General features: G+C 64.6%; 18 protein-coding genes. 9 read left to right on the top strand and 9 right to left on the bottom strand.

The features are described from left to right. The first annotated feature begins 1 nt into the window (after position 1). A complete protein-coding gene (locus A9762_RS14090) occupies positions 2 to 718 on the top strand; it encodes a hypothetical protein (protein WP_139133220.1) in 717 nt (238 codons plus the stop codon). Positions 719 to 830: 112 nt separating this feature from the next. Here the strand turns inward: A9762_RS14090 and fba are convergent, their stop codons facing one another. The 5 genes from fba to A9762_RS14065 form a co-directional block, all read right to left on the bottom strand. Beyond that, on the bottom strand, positions 831 to 1,895 hold the full coding sequence (gene fba, locus A9762_RS14085) for a class II fructose-bisphosphate aldolase (protein WP_042112359.1): 1,065 nt from the start codon (positions 1,893 to 1,895) through the stop codon (positions 831 to 833). A gap of 132 nt (positions 1,896 to 2,027) precedes the next feature. After that, the gene (pyk, locus tag A9762_RS14080; protein WP_069342638.1) at positions 2,028 to 3,461 is read right to left on the bottom strand and encodes a pyruvate kinase; all 1,434 of its coding nucleotides are present in this window, start codon (positions 3,459 to 3,461) and stop codon (positions 2,028 to 2,030) included. Positions 3,462 to 3,700: 239 nt separating this feature from the next. Continuing rightward, entirely contained in the window at positions 3,701 to 4,906 is a 1,206-nt protein-coding gene (locus A9762_RS14075; RefSeq protein WP_069342637.1) for a phosphoglycerate kinase, read from the bottom strand. A gap of 86 nt (positions 4,907 to 4,992) precedes the next feature. Next, positions 4,993 to 5,316, bottom strand: a complete 324-nt coding sequence (locus A9762_RS14070; RefSeq protein ID WP_069342636.1) for an AzlD domain-containing protein — start codon at positions 5,314 to 5,316, stop codon at positions 4,993 to 4,995. Beyond that, complete coding sequence (locus A9762_RS14065; protein ID WP_240493559.1) at positions 5,313 to 6,176, bottom strand: AzlC family ABC transporter permease; 864 nt, start codon at positions 6,174 to 6,176, stop codon at positions 5,313 to 5,315. The genes A9762_RS14070 and A9762_RS14065 overlap by 4 nt, the downstream gene beginning before the upstream one ends. Before the next feature lie 423 nt (positions 6,177 to 6,599). Between A9762_RS14065 and A9762_RS14060 the strand changes: the two genes are divergently transcribed. The 5 genes from A9762_RS14060 (at position 6,600) to A9762_RS14040 (ending at position 10,268) form a co-directional block, all read left to right on the top strand. Further along, positions 6,600 to 6,794 carry a zinc-finger domain-containing protein gene (locus tag A9762_RS14060; protein WP_069342635.1) on the top strand — a complete coding sequence of 65 codons (195 nt, stop codon included), beginning with the start codon at positions 6,600 to 6,602 and terminating at the stop codon, positions 6,792 to 6,794. A 120-nt stretch (positions 6,795 to 6,914) separates the two neighbouring features. After that, positions 6,915 to 7,940 (top strand): lipopolysaccharide heptosyltransferase II, encoded by a 1,026-nt coding sequence (gene waaF / locus A9762_RS14055; RefSeq protein ID WP_069342634.1) that lies wholly within the window; start codon positions 6,915 to 6,917, stop codon positions 7,938 to 7,940. A gap of 81 nt (positions 7,941 to 8,021) precedes the next feature. Continuing rightward, positions 8,022 to 8,477 (top strand): nuclear transport factor 2 family protein, encoded by a 456-nt coding sequence (locus A9762_RS14050; protein WP_069342633.1) that lies wholly within the window; start codon positions 8,022 to 8,024, stop codon positions 8,475 to 8,477. A 16-nt stretch (positions 8,478 to 8,493) separates the two neighbouring features. Next, positions 8,494 to 9,525, top strand: a complete 1,032-nt coding sequence (locus A9762_RS14045) for a YheT family hydrolase (protein ID WP_069342632.1) — start codon at positions 8,494 to 8,496, stop codon at positions 9,523 to 9,525. Positions 9,526 to 9,584: 59 nt separating this feature from the next. After that, positions 9,585 to 10,268 carry a DUF2946 family protein gene (locus A9762_RS14040; protein ID WP_069342631.1) on the top strand — a complete coding sequence of 228 codons (684 nt, stop codon included), beginning with the start codon at positions 9,585 to 9,587 and terminating at the stop codon, positions 10,266 to 10,268. A gap of 142 nt (positions 10,269 to 10,410) precedes the next feature. Here the strand turns inward: A9762_RS14040 and A9762_RS14035 are convergent, their stop codons facing one another. After that, on the bottom strand, positions 10,411 to 11,991 hold the full coding sequence (locus tag A9762_RS14035) for a M48 family metalloprotease (RefSeq protein ID WP_240493558.1): 1,581 nt from the start codon (positions 11,989 to 11,991) through the stop codon (positions 10,411 to 10,413). A 340-nt stretch (positions 11,992 to 12,331) separates the two neighbouring features. Between A9762_RS14035 and moaC the strand changes: the two genes are divergently transcribed. Then, the gene (gene moaC, locus A9762_RS14030; protein ID WP_069342630.1) at positions 12,332 to 12,811 is read left to right on the top strand and encodes a cyclic pyranopterin monophosphate synthase MoaC; all 480 of its coding nucleotides are present in this window, start codon (positions 12,332 to 12,334) and stop codon (positions 12,809 to 12,811) included. 142 nt (positions 12,812 to 12,953) lie between these two features. On the opposite strand, the gene A9762_RS14025 is transcribed toward moaC, so the two are convergent. Further along, the gene (locus tag A9762_RS14025; RefSeq protein WP_069342629.1) at positions 12,954 to 13,826 is read right to left on the bottom strand and encodes an EamA family transporter; all 873 of its coding nucleotides are present in this window, start codon (positions 13,824 to 13,826) and stop codon (positions 12,954 to 12,956) included. Between the two features lie 135 nt (positions 13,827 to 13,961). Between A9762_RS14025 and A9762_RS14020 the strand changes: the two genes are divergently transcribed. Then, a complete protein-coding gene (locus A9762_RS14020) occupies positions 13,962 to 14,474 on the top strand; it encodes a MarR family winged helix-turn-helix transcriptional regulator (RefSeq protein ID WP_069342691.1) in 513 nt (170 codons plus the stop codon). 164 nt (positions 14,475 to 14,638) lie between these two features. Here the strand turns inward: A9762_RS14020 and A9762_RS14015 are convergent, their stop codons facing one another. Next, on the bottom strand, positions 14,639 to 15,853 hold the full coding sequence (locus A9762_RS14015) for a nitrate/nitrite transporter (RefSeq protein ID WP_069342628.1): 1,215 nt from the start codon (positions 15,851 to 15,853) through the stop codon (positions 14,639 to 14,641). 102 nt (positions 15,854 to 15,955) lie between these two features. Here A9762_RS14015 and A9762_RS14010 point away from each other — a divergent pair, with 102 nt between their 5' ends. Then, positions 15,956 to 16,960, top strand: coding sequence for a LysR substrate-binding domain-containing protein (locus A9762_RS14010; protein ID WP_083253922.1), 1,005 nt, complete (start codon positions 15,956 to 15,958; stop codon positions 16,958 to 16,960). A 186-nt stretch (positions 16,961 to 17,146) separates the two neighbouring features. On the opposite strand, the gene A9762_RS14005 is transcribed toward A9762_RS14010, so the two are convergent. Further along, positions 17,147 to 17,807: TCP-1/cpn60 chaperonin family protein (locus A9762_RS14005; RefSeq protein WP_305778318.1), on the bottom strand; the 661-nt coding region annotated here is incomplete at its 5' end.

Below are 17,807 nucleotides of genomic sequence, written 5' to 3'. Positions count from 1 at the left end.
ATTGACCGCATCGCTGTCGTTTCATGCCGACGCCCGAGCCGCCGTATCTTCAGGCCGAGCGCCGGCCGGGGTTTCGCCGTCCTTCGCCGGCCGAGGATGTTGCCTAGAATGGAAACGTTCACCCGCCGAAGAGGCAAAGGGGGCTGCCGTGACGCTCGTCAGTTTCGTGACTTATGTCACTTTCACCGCTTTCGCACTGCTGGCCGGCGTCCCGGCGTGGGCGCAGACGGCACCGACGCACCCGAGCGCCTCCCCCTCGGCCGCGCCCCACAAGCCGGCGCCTCGGGCCAAGGCACCGCACGCGGCATCCGGCAGCAGCGCGTCGAGCGCCCCGGCCGATGCCGACGAACGCCTCGCGCTCCCCCGGCTCATCGCCATCGCCACACCCGAAAACGACGACGACATTCCTCGCTTCGCCCTGTATGCGGCACGCGATATCGAACAATTGGGGTTGCAGTTCCCGGCGCAGACGGCCAATGCGGCACCCGACAGCGAGGTCGTCATCACCATGCGCCTGCGTGACAGCGCGACCACGCGCATGCGGGATTTCTCACGCCAGCATATGAACGAGCCGATGACGCTGATCGTCGACGGCGTGGAGATGCTCACCGCGACGATTCGCTCGGAGCTGGGCGGCAAGTTTCAATTGCAGCTGCCCAAAGAAAAAGCCCGGCTTCTGTTCCAGCGGGTGCTGGCGAAAGCCGGGCCTGCGACCTGAGCGGGGAATTCCATGCGACGTAACGTGCAACGTAACGGTCCGTCGGCATCTCCCTGCTCAGGCGGGGCAACGAGCCATGCGAGACGTGTCTCGTATGGCCTGATTTGCCTGATTACTTCACGATCTGTGCGAGGTCGCCGCTCTTGTACTTCTCGGCCATCTTCTCGAGCGAAACCGTCTTGATCTTGCCTGCCTGACCTTCGCAGCCGAACGACAGATAGCGCGCCTTGCAAACCTGCTTGGCGGCTTCACGTGCCGGCTTCAGGTAGTCGCGCGGGTCGAACTTGCTCGGGTTTTCGAACAGATAGCGACGGATCGCGCCGGTCATGGCCAGACGGATGTCGGTATCGATGTTGATCTTGCGCACGCCGTGCTTGATGCCTTCGACGATCTCTTCGACCGGCACGCCGTACGTTTCCTTCATGTCGCCACCGAATTCACGGATTTCGGCGAGCAGTTCCTGCGGCACCGACGACGAACCGTGCATCACCAGGTGGGTGTTCGGAATGCGGCGGTGGATTTCCTTGATGCGGTCGATGGCGAGAATGTCGCCCGTCGGCTTGCGGCTGAACTTGTAGGCACCGTGCGAGGTACCGATCGCGATGGCCAGCGCGTCGCACTGTGTCTGTTGCACGAAGTCGGCAGCCTGATCCGGATCGGTCAGCAGTTGCTCGCGGGTCATCGTGCCGTCGGCGCCATGGCCGTCTTCCTTGTCGCCCTTCATCGTTTCGAGCGAACCCAGCACGCCCAGCTCGGCTTCCACCGTCACGCCGATGTAGTGCGAGAACTCGACGACCTTCTTCGACACTTCGACGTTGTACTCGTAGCTGGCGACCGACTTGCCGTCGGCTTCGAGCGAGCCGTCCATCATCACGCTCGAGAAACCGCTCTTGATGGCGGCCATACACACCGCCGGCGACTGGCCGTGATCCTGGTGCATCACCACCGGGATATGCGGGTAGGCTTCCACGGCGGCCGAGATCAGGTGACGCAGGAACGCTTCGCCGGCGTACTTACGGGCACCGGCCGAAGCTTGCATGATGACCGGCGCACCGACTTCGTCGGCGGCGGCCATGATGGCGGAGACCTGCTCCAGATTGTTGACGTTGAAGGCCGGCAGACCGTAGCCGTTTTCGGCGGCGTGGTCGAGCAGCTGTCGCATAGAGACTAGGGGCATGATGTTCTCCTTGGAATCAAAAACTAAGCAAATCTTTCCTCGATCCAGAGGCGCCCCTCATGACGACGGCTCGCGAGCGGCGTGACGCGTGCAAAGCACTGCGCCCTCGCCGCCATCGCGCGGCCCGCGTCGTCATGCGTGGCCCACCTGGACGATCTTCAACGTATTGGTGCCGCCGGGTTGTCCCATCGGCTCGCCTACCGTCAGCACGATCGTGTCGCCGCGCTTCACGACACCGCTCGAGAGCAGCAGTTGTTCTGCCTGCTTGAGCGCCTGGTCGCGGTCATGCGTGGCGTCCGCGCGCATGGCGTAGACATTGCGATACAGCGCCATTTTGCGATGACTGCTGAGCTGCGAAGTCAGGGCAAAAATCGGCACATGGATCTTGTGACGGGACAGCCACAACGCGGTCGCGCCCGACTCGGTCAGCGCCACGATGGCTTTCGCGCCAAGATGATACGCGGTAAACAGGGCACCGGCGGCAATCGTTTGATCAATGCGCGTAAAAGTTTGGTCCAGCCAGTCGCGATCGAGTTCCACCGTTTCCGAGCGCTCGGCTTCGACGCAAATCGCCGCCATCGTTTCGATGGTTTCGACCGGATACTTGCCCGCGGCGCTCTCGGCCGACAGCATCACGGCGTCGGTGCCGTCGAGCACGGCGTTGGCGACGTCCGACACTTCGGCGCGGGTCGGCACCGGATTGTGGATCATCGACTCCATCATCTGCGTGGCCGTGATGGTCGTCTTGTTCATCTCGCGCGCCAGCCGGATCATGCGCTTCTGAAGCGCCGGGACCGCCGCATTGCCGACTTCGATGGCCAGATCGCCACGCGCGACCATGATGCAGTCCGACGCCGCCAGAATCTCTTCGAGCGCCGGAATCGCTTCCGCGCGTTCGATCTTGGCGATCATCAGCGGCTTGATGCCGTAGGGCTCGCCGGCCACGTTCGCCAGACGACGCGCCATTTCCATATCGGTGGCGTTCTTCGGAAACGAGACCGCGACGTAATCGGCGCCCAGCGCCATCGCGGTCTTGATGTCTTCCATGTCCTTGGCGGTCAGCGCCGGCGCCGTCAGCCCGCCGCCCTGGCGGTTGATGCCCTTGTTGTTCGACAGATCGCCGCCGACCTTCACGGTCGTGTGGATCTCGGTGCCGAGCACGCGATCGACGATCAGCACGATCAGGCCGTCGTTGAGCAGCAGCACGTCGCCCGTGCGCACGTCGCGCGGCAGTTCCTTGTAGTCCAGCCCGACGCGCTCGTCGTTACCGAGCTCGCATTCGGCGTCCAGAATGAAGCGGGCACCGGCTTCGAGCGTCGTCTTGCCGTTCTCGAACTTGCCGACGCGAATCTTCGGGCCTTGCAGGTCGGCCATGATGGCCACTTCGCGGCCCGCCGCCTTGGCGGCCGCGCGCACCATCTCGGCGCGCTCGATGTGGTCTTGCGCCTTGCCGTGCGAGAAGTTCAGGCGAACGACGTCGACGCCTGCGGCGATCATGCGCGAAAGCACTTCCGGCGTGCTCGATGCCGGACCGATGGTGGCGACGATCTTGGTGGAGCGGTTCATTACATCCATCTCTTCATCCTCTTTTGGTAGCAGCGCTTTCGACATTACTGGCGCTTAGAGGTTTGTAACGCAATTAGGCCGCCGCAGGTTAACCAAAAAGTTCGTATTGTCCGTACGAAATCGTTTGATTCGATCCCAAACGTTCGCAATAAAGCGGCCGAAACCACCGTCTGCCAACGTCTCCGAGACCGTTCAACCGGCCCGCAAGCCCCGCCCCACCTGCCTTCGCGTATCCGCGATCAGTTCGACTGGGCGGCGCGTTGTTGCAACACGTCGACGGCCGGCAGCGTCTTGCCTTCCAGGAATTCCAGGAAAGCGCCGCCACCGGTCGAGATGTAGCTGACCTGATCGGCGATACCGTACTTGGCGATGGCCGCGAGCGTGTCGCCGCCGCCGGCGATCGAGAAGCCCTTGGCGGCAGCGATGGCGCGCGCCAGGGTTTCCGTGCCGTGACCGAACTGGTCGAATTCGAACACCCCGACCGGGCCGTTCCACACGATGGTGCCGGCGCTGCCCAGTTGTTCTGCCAGCTTGGCGGCCGTTTGCGGACCAATGTCGAGGATCATGTCGTCGGCAGCCACGTCGGCCGCGGCCTTCACGGTCGCTTCGGCGGTGGCGCTGAATTCCTTGGCGCAGACGACGTCCGTCGGGATCGGCACCGACGCGCCGCGTGCGGCCATGGCGTCGATGATCGCGCGCGCCTCGCCGACCAGATCGGCCTCGGCGAGCGACTTGCCGATCGGCAGGCCGGCGGCCAGCATGAACGTGTTGGCGATGCCGCCGCCCACGATCAGTTGATCGACCTTGTCGGCGAGCGTCTTGAGAATGGTGAGCTTGGTCGAGACCTTGGAGCCGGCCACGATGGCCACGAGCGGACGCGCCGGCGCGTTCAGCGCCTTGCCCAGCGCTTCGAGTTCTGCGGCGAGCAGCGGACCGGCGCAGGCGACGGGGGCGTACTTTGCGATGCCGTGCGTCGTGGCTTCGGCGCGGTGGGCGGTGCCGAACGCGTCGTTCACATAGACGTCGCACAGCTTGGCCATCTTCTGCGCCAGTTCGTCGTTGTCTTTCTTCTCGCCCTTGTTGACGCGGCAGTTCTCCAGCAGCACGACCGTGCCGGGGGCCACGTCGAAGCCGCCGTCGACCCAGTCGGCCACCAGCTTCACGTCGCGACCGAGCAGTTCCGACAGACGCTGCGCCACCGGGGCGAGCGAATCGGCGGGCTTGAACTCGCCTTCGGTCGGGCGGCCCAGATGCGAGGTGACCATCACGGCAGCGCCGGCGTCGAGCGACATCTGAATGGCCGGCACCGAGGCGCGGATCCGCGTGTCTTCCGTGATACGGCCGTTATCGTCTTGCGGCACGTTCAAATCGGCGCGGATGAAGACACGTTTGCCCGCAAGGGCGCCCTGAGCGATCAAATCGGAAAGACGTACGACGGAAGCCATGAGAATCCGGAATAAATGGTGGGAAAAACATGCATTTTAACTGATCCGACCCACCGGATGCCCATTTTCACGGCGGGAGGTTCCACCTACAGGAACAGTCGTCCCAGCGTATAGACGACCATGCCGATCGCGATCATCTCGATCATGTTCCGGCGCCAGACGAACCAGCCCGTGGCCGCGACCGCCGCCGCCAGCTTGTGATTGCCCAGATGCAACGCGAACTGATGATCGAGCAGCATGACCTCGGGTACGACGATCACGGCCAGCGCTGCCGCCGGTGCATAGCGCAGCGCACGTTGCAGACGCTGGGGCAGCGCCACACGGTCGCCGCCAAGCAGGAAGAGCGTGCGCGTGACGATGGTGACCGCCGTCATGGCGACGAAAGCGAACCAGATTTCAAAAGTGCTCATCGACGACGCTCCCCGGCATGACGACGCTCCTCGTCCATGACTTCCACGGCTTGCTCGGCCTGCCCCACTTCATTTCGGGTGTCGAGGGGACTCGCCGCTGTCGGCGGCGCCACGGGAATCGGCACTTTCACCGGATTCGCCAGCGCCAGCCGCTTCGCGTGCCGTGAGGCCAGTTCGTCGCACACCATGCCGGCGGCGAGCGCGCCGATCACGCCCAGCACGAGATTGAGGCGGTACGGGAGATCGAAGGCCAGCACGCCGATGAGCGACGCGAGCGCCACGGCGAGCATCGTCGAGCGGCTGTTGATCGTGTGCACCATCATCGGAATGAGCGCGAGCGTGCCCGCAAAGCCCAGCCCCCAGCTATCGGGCACGAGCGCGCCCAGCAAGATGCCGAGCGTCGACGAGATATGCCACACCGCCCAATTGCTGAGTGTAATGCCGTAGTAGGTGCCCTCTTTGCCCGGCACGTAGCCGTTCGCGAAATTCTGGTTCATGAACATCACGAACCCGAGGTCACCGTTGACATAGCCGAGCGCGATGCGGCGCGGCAAGGACAGATAGGAGAAATGCGGTTGCAGCCCGGCACTGAAAATCACGAAGCGCAGATTGACGATGCCGACCGTGAGCAGAATCGTCCACAGCGGCATGCCCGCAGCGAACAGGGGCAGTGACGCCAACTGCGCCGAGCCGGCGTAGAGCATCAGGCTCATGCCGATGGCCTGCGGCACGGTGAGCACCGATTTGCTCATGGCGACGCCGGTGACCAGCCCCCAAGAAAAGATCGCGGGCAATAGCGGCGAAATAATGCGAAAACCCGCCGCGAACCCTTCACGTTCGGCGGCTGGCAAGCGAAACATTGGCATGGTTGGCTGGGGGGCGAGCGCCGTGACGAACGACGCGGTGTCTGGCATTGCGGGGCAAAGCGGTCCCGACGGCGCCCGGCACGCCCAAGATGACCGCAGGCGGTCATGGCGCCCGCCAGGGTTGCCGGAGTGTCTCTTGAATAGCTGTATCGTTGGCGGCGGACGACAGGCCATTATAGCCACGGTAAATGGTTACTTAGTACGTGAAATACCGTCGCCGGCCTGTTTTTTCTGATGCAACGGGCGAGTTGTCGCGTGCGCACCACGCGGACCCATGAGGCGAGGTAGCGCCGCACCGCGCGAGGCGCTCGCCATCCGCAAAGGGCTGCTGCTGCTTTACAATAGCGACTTTTGGTAAGCGGGCAGACGCTCGCGACGCCATCGAATACAGCGAATACCCATCACGGTCCGAACCCCATGAGCGAAGTCAAACAAATGCCGGTCGTCGAAGTCGGCGCCGAAGATTTGCCCGTCCACTGCCCGAACCCGAAAATGCAGTCCTGGAGCAGCCATCCGCGCGTGTTCATCGACGTGAGCCACGGCGAAGCGGCCTGCGCCTACTGCGGCACGCGCTATCGCCTGAAGCCCGGCGTCGTGATCAAGGGTCACTGATCGCTGCCTGCCTCGTGATCCGGCCCCGGCCGGCGGCGCGCAGCACGCAACCGTTGCCCCGCGCCTGCCGGCTGGTCGTCCGTTTCATCGTCACGCTTAACGTATAGAGTCTCCGCCACGATGCATAAAGCCTTGGTGATCGCCCCCAACTGGATTGGGGACGCGCTGATGGCGCAGCCGTTGTTTACCCTGCTCAAGCGTCTGCATCCGCGTCTGACCATCGACGCGATCGCGCCCGGCTGGGTCGCCCCGGTGCTGGAACGCATGCCGGAGATTTCGCGCGTCGTCGCCACCGACCTCGCGCACGGCAAATTGCAGCCGCTCGAGCGCTACCGGCTCGCGAGCGTGCTCGCCGACGAAGGGTACGACGCCGCCTATGTGCTGCCGAACTCCCTGAAGTCGTCGCTGATTCCGTGGCTGGCGCGCATTCCGTTGCGCATCGGCTACAAGGGCGAGCAGCGCTACGGCCTGCTCAACGTGCGCCACACCAACCCGCGCAAGGACGAGCGCCCGCCGATGGTGCGGCACTACGCTGCGCTCGCGTTCGCGCCCGGCGCCAAGCTGCCCGAGACGCTGCCCACGCCGCGCATCGAAACCGATCTGAACGAGTCGGCCCGCGTCTTCGCCCGCTTCGGGCTCGATCTGCGCGTGCCGCTCGTGGTGTTCTGCCCGGGTGCCGAGTTCGGACCCGCCAAGCGCTGGCCGCCGGGCCATTTCGCCCAGCTCGCGCAACTGGTGCGCCGCTCGTTCCCGTATGCGCAGATCGTCGCGCTCGGGTCGGGCAAAGATGGTGCGCTGGCCCAGCAGATCGCCGCCGACGCGCCGTTCGTGCGCAATCTCTGCGGGCAGACGTCGCTCGCCGAAGCTTGCGCACTGCTCGCTCGCGCCAACGCCGTGGTGAGCAACGACTCGGGGTTGATGCACGTCACCGCGGCGTTGCGCCGTCCGCAGATCGCCCTGTTCGGTTCGTCCGATCCGCGCCACACGCCGCCGTTGTCCGACCAGGCGCATATCCTGTGGCTACAATTGGAGTGCAGCCCGTGTTTCGCCCGCGAATGTCCGCTGGGTCACACGCGCTGCCTGAACGAGCTGATGCCCGAGCACGTGTTCGCAAATCTGCGCAACATCCTGCTCACGCAACGCTGAGGCGCACAAAGCCTCTTGCGAAACACGAGACGTCGGAAGCTGCAACAGTTCGACCCCGGTAACACTCAACGGTAAATCCTCATGCCACGTTTTGTCCGTCTGTTCGATGCCGCCAGTGAAACCATCACGGCCTTTTATGACGCGCTGCGCCGGGGGCAGACGGATCGCGCGATGGCGCTTTGGGCGAACGAGGATTTCGTCAGCTACATTCGCGCCGACGGCACCCGCTGGGACGGTCTCGAACAGATTCGCAGCGGCCTCGTCGCCCAGTTCACGCAAAGCGTCGTGCTGATCGACTCGCTGGACACGACCGAGTACGACACCGTCGGCACGGTCGTGCACACAGCGACCGAAGCGATACGCGTGGGCAACGAAGACGCCAAGCAGAACACTGCCCAGCTCATCCACACGACCTACGTGCTGGTCCACGAGCAGGGCGACTGGCGCTTCGCCCACATCCATTCCAGCCCGCTGCCGCCGCATGCCGTCGAGCAATTCAGCCTGATGATGCACGCGCGCCCGGACGGGCTGCACTGATCCGCCCGGCGTCTCGATGACAGCGCGCCCGGCGGTCTTTCTCCCCCAGGATTACCGGTCGCCACGGTGGCTGCCCGACGGGCACAGCCAGACGATCTATCCCGCACTGCTGGGGCGTCGCCCGTCGGTGGAGTTTCGTCGCGAGACGTGGGATACCCCCGACGGCGATTTCGTCGATGTCGACTGGCTGGTCGCGCCGCCCGCTTCGGAGAAATCGCCGCCCGCGCCGGACGGTCTCGTCCAGACACCGCTCGTCGTGCTCTTTCACGGGCTGGAAGGCGGCTCGGGCAGCCATTACGCCCGCACCCTCATGCGTGAAGTCGAAGCACTGGGCTGGCGCGGCGTCATCCCGCACTTTCGCAGTTGCAGCGGACGCATGAACCGCGCGCCGCGCTTCTACCATTCCGGCGACAGCACCGAGATCGACTGGATGCTGCAACGTCTGCGCGAGAACGTCTCGGGACCGATCTTCGCTGCCGGCGTGTCGCTCGGCGGCAACGTGCTGCTGCGCTGGCTCGGCGAGCGCGAGGGACATGCCGCGCGGATCGTGAGCGCAGCCTGCGCGATTTCCGCCCCGCTCGACCTGCGCGCCGGGGGACTCGCGCTCTCGCACGGCTTCAACATGGTCTACACGCGTAACTTTCTGGGCACGCTCAAGAAGAAGGCGCTGGCGAAGCTCGATCAGTACCCGGGCCTCTATGACCGCGATCTGATGATGGCCGCCCGCGATCTCGGCGAGTTCGACCACGTGGTGACGGCGCCGCTACACGGGTATCACAGCGCCTTCGACTACTACACGCGGGCGTCCAGCAAACCGATTCTGCCGGCCATCGAAGTGCCGACGCTGGTCATCAACGCACGCAACGACCCGTTCCAGCCCGCCAGCGCCTTGCCCGGTGAAGGCGACGTCGGCCGCTTCGTGCAATTGCTGCAACCCGCCAACGGCGGACACGTTGGCTTCATGAGCGGACCGTTCCCGGGAGGGCTGACGTGGATGCCGCGTACCGTCGTCGACTATTTCCGCCAATTTTTGCCGAACGCCGCATGATCGTGGACCACGCTCGTGCGAGCGATAGACGTCGGCACGACAGACATTAAGGTTTCCTAATGGATGAGATCGTTCGTCAGGCAATGGCCAAATGGCCCAATGTGCCGCATTGCTACGGGTGGCTGGCGCTGGATCGTCGCGGACAGTGGCGCATGCGCGACGAGCAGGCGCAGGCCGAAGGCACGGCGGGAGACCCGATTCGGCACGAGGCATTGATCGCGTTCATTGCGCGTAACTACGCCAGCGACGACGCCGGACGCTGGTACTTCCAGAACGGTCCGCAACGGGTGTACGTCTCGCTGGCCTATGCGCCCTTCGTCGTGCGGCTGACGTGGGATGCCAGCGCGAACGATGGCCGTGGCGCGCCGGTACTGACCGACCAGTTGGGCCACGTATTCGTGCCGCAGGGGTGTCTGCTGGACGAGGACGGCAGCGTCGCATTCGCGGGAACCTCCGGCGCTGCGGCAACCCTTGGCACGAACGACGGCACGGGCATCACCGCAACGACGACGCTCGCGCTGCTGCACGATCACGACATCGATTTGCTTACCGAGGTATCGGATCTGACGCAGGCCTATGAGGTCGCCGAGACCGCCGACGATACGGCCGACGCCAAGGCGGCTGTCCGTCTGCACTGGCGCAATGGCAACTCGCTGCCGCTCGCAACGACCCACGCCGGCACTCTGCCGCAGACCTACGGCTTCGAGCGCGTCCCGCAGGCGCCCGACACGTCGACGGAGTGAAGCGACAAGGACGGGCGTGGAACTAAGGCTGCGACGATCGCGACGGTTACGAAGTCGCCGCCTGCCGACGCTCGATTGATTCCCGCGTCATGCATCGTTTGATGCTCGCTTCATTCCCGCTTGATGGCCGCTTGATGGCCGCTTAACCAAACTGCTTGTTGAAGTCCTTCTCGTCTTCCTTGTCTTCGCGGTACCGACGCTGGAACTCATGCAGTTTCGCGTCGATGGTCGACATCTCGTAGAAGTCGGCGTCGCCCGCATCGCGCGCCAGCTTCAACTGACTGACGGCCGCCATCCACTGCCCCTGCAAGGCGTATTGTTCCGCCAGCGCCTCGTGCTGACGCGCCCGCTTGCCGCCTGCCGCCCACGCGCCTGCCAGCGCCCGCCACCAGATCGGCTCACTGCGATAGCGCTCGACCTGCGCTTGCAGAAACTTCGTTGCGTCGGGAATGCGCTGGCTCGCGACCAGCGCATCGGCATACGCCATGTCGGCCGCCTGTGACAGCGGGAATGCCGCACGCGCTTGCGTAGCGACCCGTAACGCTTCGTCCGGCCGGCCTGAGAGTCGTGCGATATCCGAAGCGAGTACCGCCAGACTCGGCGTGCCGGGGCCGGTGCCGCCGAAGGCCGCTCGCGACTTCTCCAGTGCTTCGCGTGCCGGTTCCCAACGACGCTGCTTGAACTCGGCCAGCGCCACCGCGTACCAGGCGCCCGCCACGCTCGGCGTCGTCTGCGTGCGAATCGCGGTGCGCTGCGCATCGGCAATCGCCGCAAAGTCGCTCGCCGACTTCTGCTGCAACACGAGGGAGCGGGCACGCACGAACACATATTCCGGCGACTGTTCCGGCTGACGGTAGCCGGCGGTGCGGGAGCGGTTCAGCATATCCGCGATGCGTTCGGTCGTGAGCGGGTGGGTCCGGACATATTCGGGCACACCGGCTTCGTTGATGGCATCGGCACGCTGGAGGCGCTCGAAGAACGTCGGCATGGCGTACGTATCGAAGCCCGCGGCCTGAAGCAACTGAAAGCCGACCCGGTCGGCCTCGCGTTCGGCGTCACGAGAAAAGCGGAGTTGGCGATCGATGGCGAGCCCCTGCCCGCCCATCGCGATGCCCATGCCGAGATCCGAGCTACGCGCGCCAATCCCGGCGAGCAGGCCGAGCAGCATCCCGCCGAGGGCGAGCCACGAGTTCTGGGCCTGCTGACCGAGCATCCGCGCGATGTGATGTTGCAGCACGTGCCCCGTTTCGTGCCCGACGACCGAAGCGAGTTCGGACTCGGTGCGCGTCGCGACGATAAGCCCCGTGTTGATGCCGATGAACCCGCCGGGCAGTGAAAAGGCGTTGATCCCCGCGTCGCGCACCACGAAGAACTCGAAGCTCTGGCTGGCGTCGAGCCCCACCTTGCGGGTGGCCGAAACAAGCCGACTGCCCAGCGCGTTGACGTAATCGGAGAGCAGCAGATCGGCAAGGTAGTCCGGGTCGGCGCGGATCTCGCGCATCACCCGCTCACCGAGCTTGCGCTCCATCGCGGGCGAGAGATCGTCTGCCGAACTCTGGCCCAACGTCGGCAACCCCTGCGCGGCCGCCTGCGTCGGCACGATCGCGGTCGCAAACGTGGTCGCCGTCATCACGGGCAACATGACCCACGCGATCGCGCGGCGCCAGCGGCCGGGGGCGGCAACCTGCGCGGGATGGCGAACGCGCGTCGGCATCATGGTCATGCGAGGGAAGACAGACGAAGCGGGCAAAGCGCAGGGCACGCCCGCTCGGCGTTCGCGCGATGCGTGAAGCGGACGGTGGCGCCGAATGTGGCGAGGCGTGTGGAGCCGATTGCGGCGAGGAATGTGGCTCGGAAGGAAGGTAGCGAACGCGTCATGGAAGTAGGCGCAGCGCGGCGCAGATCACTCAGGGCTGCTGCTATGATAGCAGCCAGACGCAGACGTTCCGCACCCTCGTACGGACGTCGAAAACATCGGCAAATTCACATCCACGACCGACGCAATAACGGGGCACGCAGACCGTTTTCGTCATCTTCCCAGCATTCTCTCAGCATCGACGCTCATGGCAGAACTCACCCACTTCGATACCGCCGGACAGGCTCACATGGTTGACGTTGGCGGCAAGGACAGCACGCATCGCATTGCGGTCGCACGCGGCACGATCCGGATGAAGCCGGAAACGCTCGCGCTGATTCGCTCGGGCACCGCCAAGAAGGGCGACGTGCTGGGCATCGCGCGAATCGCCGCCATTCAGGGCGCAAAACGCACGGCCGATCTGATTCCGCTGTGCCATCCGCTCGCGCTCACGCGGGTGACGGTGGAATTTCTGGTGGACGACGGGGCCAACGCCGTCCATTGCCGCGCGCAGGTCGAGACCATCGGCCGTACCGGCGTCGAGATGGAAGCCCTCACGGCCGTGCAGGTCGGCCTGCTCACGATTTACGACATGTGCAAAGCGGTCGACCGAGGCATGACGATGACCGACGTTCGCGTGCTGGAGAAGCACGGCGGCAAGTCGGGAGATTGGGTGGCGTCCGAATAATCGACGGACACGAAAGAACCCGGACTCAGCGGGGCGGTGTCTTGCACCAGGCATGGCACCGTCCGCACCTCAGGCCCGCCAGGTCCTTGATCCCCCGACTCCGGTCCCTGATCCCCTCGCCTTGAAGCATCGAAGATGATCGTCAGGCCCGCGCGGCCGTCCACTGCACCGCCAGAATGCTCGCGAACACCGCCGCGAGCCCCACGAAGGCGAGGCCCTTGATCGACTCCCCCAGCAGCACCCATCCGAGTACGACAGCCGTCAACGGACTAAGCAGTCCGAGCGACGACACCGCCACCGGGGCCAGACGTGCGATGCCGCGAAACCACAGCGCATAGGCCAGTAACGCGCCCGCCAGCGACAGATACCCATAGCCCGCCGTCTGCCACATCGTGAGCGACGGCAACGGCGGATCCGCCAGCCACGCGACCGGTACGAGCATCGCGCCACCAAGCAGCAACTGCCAGCCCGTGAGCGCGAGCACCGGCAGGTTCAGGTGCCAGCGACGCGTGAGATAAGTACCCGTCGCCATACTCGCCGCCCCGGCCAGTGCGGCCAGAATGCCGACCGGCTCGAACACCGTCCCCGGCGAGAGCAACAGCACGCCCATGCCGACGACACCCGCCACCGCCGCCCACACCGTGCTCGCCAGCGGACGCCGTTGCTCCACACCCCACGCCAGCCCCATCACGAGCAACGGCTGAATCGCGCCGACGACCGCCGCCAATCCGCCCGGCAAGCGATAAGCCGCCACGAACAGCAGCGCCTGAAATGCCCCGATGTTCAGCGCCGAGAGCACCAGCAATCGCGCCCACTCGCCACGTGCGGGCCAGCGTCGCGCATACATCAACAGCAGCAATCCAGAGGGCAGCACGCGAATGAGCGCCGCCGTGAAAGGTCGGTCGGGCGGCAACACCTGCGTCGTCACGATATAGGTCGAGCCCCAGATCACGGGCGCCAGCGCCGTCAGCAAGACGTCGAGCCACGTCGATCGCACAGGGTTTCTTGTCGTCATGATGATTTATCTTCAATTCAAGATAAATCGCAGTTTGGTATCCTTTTGTCTTGATGTCAAGACAACCGGAGTCAAGGGATGGCGAATCGGCCAACGGGAAAAGTGGGAGATGAAGCACTCGACGCGCGCCGCGCCGTGTCACGGGAATCTTCGAACGGCGACGCCGTCGACCGGATCCTCGCGCAATGGCATCGGGAACGCCCGGATCTCGACGTGTCGCCCATGGGCGTGATCGGCCGCCTCAAGCGTTGCGCGGCACTCGTGCAGCAGCAACTCGACGCCACGTTCGCCGAGTTCGAGATGAGCGGATGGGAATTTGACATGCTCGCGACGCTGCGACGCGCTGGCGAGCCTTACCGTCTCGCCCCCACGGCCTTGTTTTCGGCGCTGATGGTGACGTCGGGGACGATGACGCATCGTTTGCAGCGTCTCGAAGGGCGGAGTTGGATCGCACGCGTTGCGAATCCGGAAGATGCCCGCAGCACGCTCGTCCAGTTGACCGAGTCCGGCTTTACGGTGATCGAGCGCGCGGTAGAGGCGCACGTTGCCAACGAACATCGCATGCTCGCACCGCTCTCGGGGGCGTCGCTCACGAGTCTCGAAGCCGGGCTGAGCGACTGGCTCCGGGTGCTAGAAGCCAAACCGTGACGACAAACCCTGACGTGGAATGTGAAAGAGGCTCGCTAAGCGAGCCTCTTCGTTGATGCGCATCGTTCATGCGCGCCACTTATCTGCATCATGAGGGCGCGCTATGCATCCGCGTGCTTAGTGTGCGCCGTCATCCGACATCGGGACGACGCGCCGCACCGCCATCACGCCGCCGCAGCAGCCTTGCCGGCGCGCTGACGCTGCGGCCAGAAGTACCACACCGCACCGATCACTTGCAGCACGATGAGTGCCGTCCAGGCCGAGAAGTGTCCCTGTGCGCTGTGTGCCGGGTAAGCGCCGAGCACCGCGCCGATGCCAACCTGGCACAGGAAGATCAGCAGGAAGATGATGAGGGTGAGCGACGTGTTCACGCGTCCGATCAGCGTGCCGTGGAAGTACTCCGCGAGCACGGCATACGACAGAATGCCCGTACCGCCGAAGATCCCGTAAGCCGCCCACAACCAGACCGGGGGAATCGGCGCACCCAGCATCAGCAGCACCTGCACCAGCACGAACACCAGCATGCCCACACCCGAGAAGGCGAAGACACTCACCCCGCGTCGCTCCAACGAGCGGGCTGCCGCACCGAACACGACGCTCCCCGCCATCATCGCGAGCCCCACGACCGACACCAGCGATGCGGCCTGCGCTTCGGACAGCCCTTCGACGTCGCGCATGAACGGCGCCATCCACAGCGACTGCATCGCGTAGAACACCCCCTGCGTGATCCCCGAGAGCGAGGTCACTTTCCAGAACATGGCGCTGCCGAGCACCTCACGCACGCCTTGCAACGCTTCGGACAAACCGCCCTGTGCGTGCGACCCCGGCTTCTCCGGCGCGCCAAACCAGAGCGCCACCGACATGAACACCGTGAGCGCCGCCAGTCCGAACGACACCACGCGCCAGTCCGTCAGGCCAAGCAGCCAGTTCAGCGGTGTGCCGACGACCACGCCGCCCATGCCGCCCACCGCCATCACCAGACCGTTGAGCAGCGGCAGACGGGCCACCGGAAACCATTGCGCCAATGCCTTGAAGGCACTGCCCAGACACACCGACACGCCAACACCGATCAGCAGACGCCCGACCATCAGCGCGCCCACACCCTGCGCCAGACCGAACAGCGCCGCACCGGCGGCTGCCAGCAGCAACACCAGCGACGCCACACGGCGGGGCCCGAACTTGTCGAGCAACACGCCCGCAGGCAATTGCGCCCCGGCGAAACCGAGGAAATAGAGGCTCGTGAGCAGACCGAGGTCAGCGGACGAGAGGCCGAGTTCGCGCGTCATGAATGGCGCAAATCCGATGTTCACACCGCGATACACGTAGGAGACGAAGTATCCGCAGGCAAACAGGACGAAGATTCTGAGTGCTTTCGACATGGAGTAAACCCTAATCACTTGCTTGGGTATCGATTGTCTGCGGAACCGTGCGTTGAAGCCAACGAAACCTTTGCGCTCGTATTGTGAGTAGAATTTGACATCATGTTCCAGCACCTCCCTCCCCTCCAATCCCTGCGTGCGCTTGAAGCGGCTGCCCGTCACCGCAGTTTTACGCGCGCCGCCGAAGAATTGAATTTGACGCACAGTGCTGTCAGCCATCACATGCGCGCGCTGGAGCAGCAGTTGGGCACGGCCCTCTTTCGCCGCGTCGGGGCACGGATGATTCCGACCAGCGTCGGCGCCCGTCTGGCCGAGCGGGTGCGCATTGGCATGTCGGAACTCGACGAAGCGATGAACGAGGCCAAAGCGGGCATCGCGCCCCATGCGACACCGGCCATCGTCCGTCTGGAAATCAGCGTGATGACCGATCTTGCGGCGCAATGGCTGATTCCCCGGCTATCTAGATTCAGCGAGCGGCACCCGGGCATCGATCTGGTCGTACGGATTCATGCGGATATCGCCGCGCCCGATCCGTACTCGGTCGACGTCGGTATCTGGCATCAGCGTGTGGAAGAGACCGGGTTCGTGACACGCAAACTGCTCGACGACTTTGTGATCGCTGTCTGCCACCCCGACGTCGTCGCGCAGGTACCGGACTTTACGGTGGCCGACATCCACAAGTTGCCGATGCTGCGTTTCGCCCATCGCTCGTGGCGCGACTGGCAGGTGGCTGCCGGTTTGCCGCCGCACGAGCCCACGCGCGGCCCGATCTTCGACGATTCGGGGTTGCTCCTGCGGGCCGCCATCGCGGGGCAAGGTGTGGCGACCTCGCGCAGCCTGCTCGTGCGCGATACGCTCGCTGCGGGTGAACTGGTGCAAATCGGGGACGTCTGTATTCCGCCGAGTCTGGAATACCACGTGAACTGGCGGGAAAATCATCCGCGCGAGCGCGCGATCCACGCCTTTTGGGACTGGATGCAGGACGAGATCGCAGCCATGACGCCGCTTGCTGGCTCCCCATTCCCGCTCAGCCGCGACGATGGGGCAACCGAGACCGTCGCACCGCCGGATACCGCCGCCCGCCCGAAAGCATCGAGGAAAGACTGACGGCGAACGCCCGCTTCGTCAGGACTTGAACGTCAGCGCATAAAAAAACGGCAACGCATTCCGGAGAATGTGTTGCCGTTTTGGCGTCGGGCGACGGTACGTAGATCGAGGATCTTGCACCGACGCCCGGAGGCCAGACATTCGAAGCGCCTCGCGGCGCTCCGTGCATGCCGTCTCTTGCGAGACTTACATGCCCATGCCCATGCCGCCCATACCGCCCATGTCGCCCATACCGCCGGCCATCGGAGCATCTTCCTTCGGCAGTTCGGCAACGGCGCAGTCGGTCGTCAGGAGCAGGCCCGACACCGAAGCGGCGTTTTGCAGTGCGGTGCGGGTGACCTTCGTCGGATCCACAACGCCCATTTCCACCAGATCGCCGTACTCGCCCGACGATGCGTTGTAGCCGTAGTTGCCCTTGCCGGCAACCACGTTGGCCACGACGACGCTGGCTTCTTCGCCACCGTTGGTGACGATCTGACGCAGCGGCTCTTCCATCGCGCGCAGCACGATCTTGATACCGGCGTCCTGGTCAGCGTTGGCACCCTTGAGGTCCGACACGGCAACGCGAGCACGCAGCAGCGCAACACCGCCGCCCGGGACGATGCCTTCTTCCACGGCAGCGCGGGTAGCGTGCAGCGCGTCTTCCACGCGTGCCTTCTTTTCCTTCATTTCGACTTCGGTCGCAGCGCCGACCTTGATCACGGCAACACCGCCGGCCAGCTTGGCCACGCGCTCTTGCAGCTTTTCACGGTCGTAGTCGCTGGTGGCTTCTTCGATCTGGGCACGGATCTGCTTGACGCGTGCTTCGATGTTCACGGCTTCACCGGCGCCATCGATGATGATAGTG

Source organism: Pandoraea sp. ISTKB, from assembly GCF_001721285.1.
GTDB classification, from domain to species: Bacteria; Pseudomonadota; Gammaproteobacteria; order Burkholderiales; family Burkholderiaceae; genus Pandoraea; species Pandoraea capi.
This window is presented reverse-complemented; position numbering and strand designations above follow the sequence as displayed.

Coding starts and splice junctions, on each gene's coding strand:
- A9762_RS14010 (WP_083253922.1), top strand. CDS start 15,956: ATGTTCCAGCACCTCCCTCCCCTCCAATCCCTGCGTGCGCTTGAAGCG.
- A9762_RS14045 (WP_069342632.1), top strand. CDS start 8,494: ATGACAGCGCGCCCGGCGGTCTTTCTCCCCCAGGATTACCGGTCGCCA.
- pyk (WP_069342638.1), bottom strand. CDS start 3,461: ATGAACCGCTCCACCAAGATCGTCGCCACCATCGGTCCGGCATCGAGC.
- A9762_RS14050 (WP_069342633.1), top strand. CDS start 8,022: ATGCCACGTTTTGTCCGTCTGTTCGATGCCGCCAGTGAAACCATCACG.
- A9762_RS14035 (WP_240493558.1), bottom strand. CDS start 11,991: ATGACCATGATGCCGACGCGCGTTCGCCATCCCGCGCAGGTTGCCGCC.
- A9762_RS14075 (WP_069342637.1), bottom strand. CDS start 4,906: ATGGCTTCCGTCGTACGTCTTTCCGATTTGATCGCTCAGGGCGCCCTT.
- waaF (WP_069342634.1), top strand. CDS start 6,915: ATGCATAAAGCCTTGGTGATCGCCCCCAACTGGATTGGGGACGCGCTG.
- A9762_RS14070 (WP_069342636.1), bottom strand. CDS start 5,316: ATGAGCACTTTTGAAATCTGGTTCGCTTTCGTCGCCATGACGGCGGTC.
- A9762_RS14015 (WP_069342628.1), bottom strand. CDS start 15,853: ATGTCGAAAGCACTCAGAATCTTCGTCCTGTTTGCCTGCGGATACTTC.
- A9762_RS14040 (WP_069342631.1), top strand. CDS start 9,585: ATGGATGAGATCGTTCGTCAGGCAATGGCCAAATGGCCCAATGTGCCG.
- fba (WP_042112359.1), bottom strand. CDS start 1,895: ATGCCCCTAGTCTCTATGCGACAGCTGCTCGACCACGCCGCCGAAAAC.
- A9762_RS14025 (WP_069342629.1), bottom strand. CDS start 13,826: ATGACGACAAGAAACCCTGTGCGATCGACGTGGCTCGACGTCTTGCTG.
- A9762_RS14065 (WP_240493559.1), bottom strand. CDS start 6,176: ATGTTTCGCTTGCCAGCCGCCGAACGTGAAGGGTTCGCGGCGGGTTTT.
- A9762_RS14060 (WP_069342635.1), top strand. CDS start 6,600: ATGAGCGAAGTCAAACAAATGCCGGTCGTCGAAGTCGGCGCCGAAGAT.
- moaC (WP_069342630.1), top strand. CDS start 12,332: ATGGCAGAACTCACCCACTTCGATACCGCCGGACAGGCTCACATGGTT.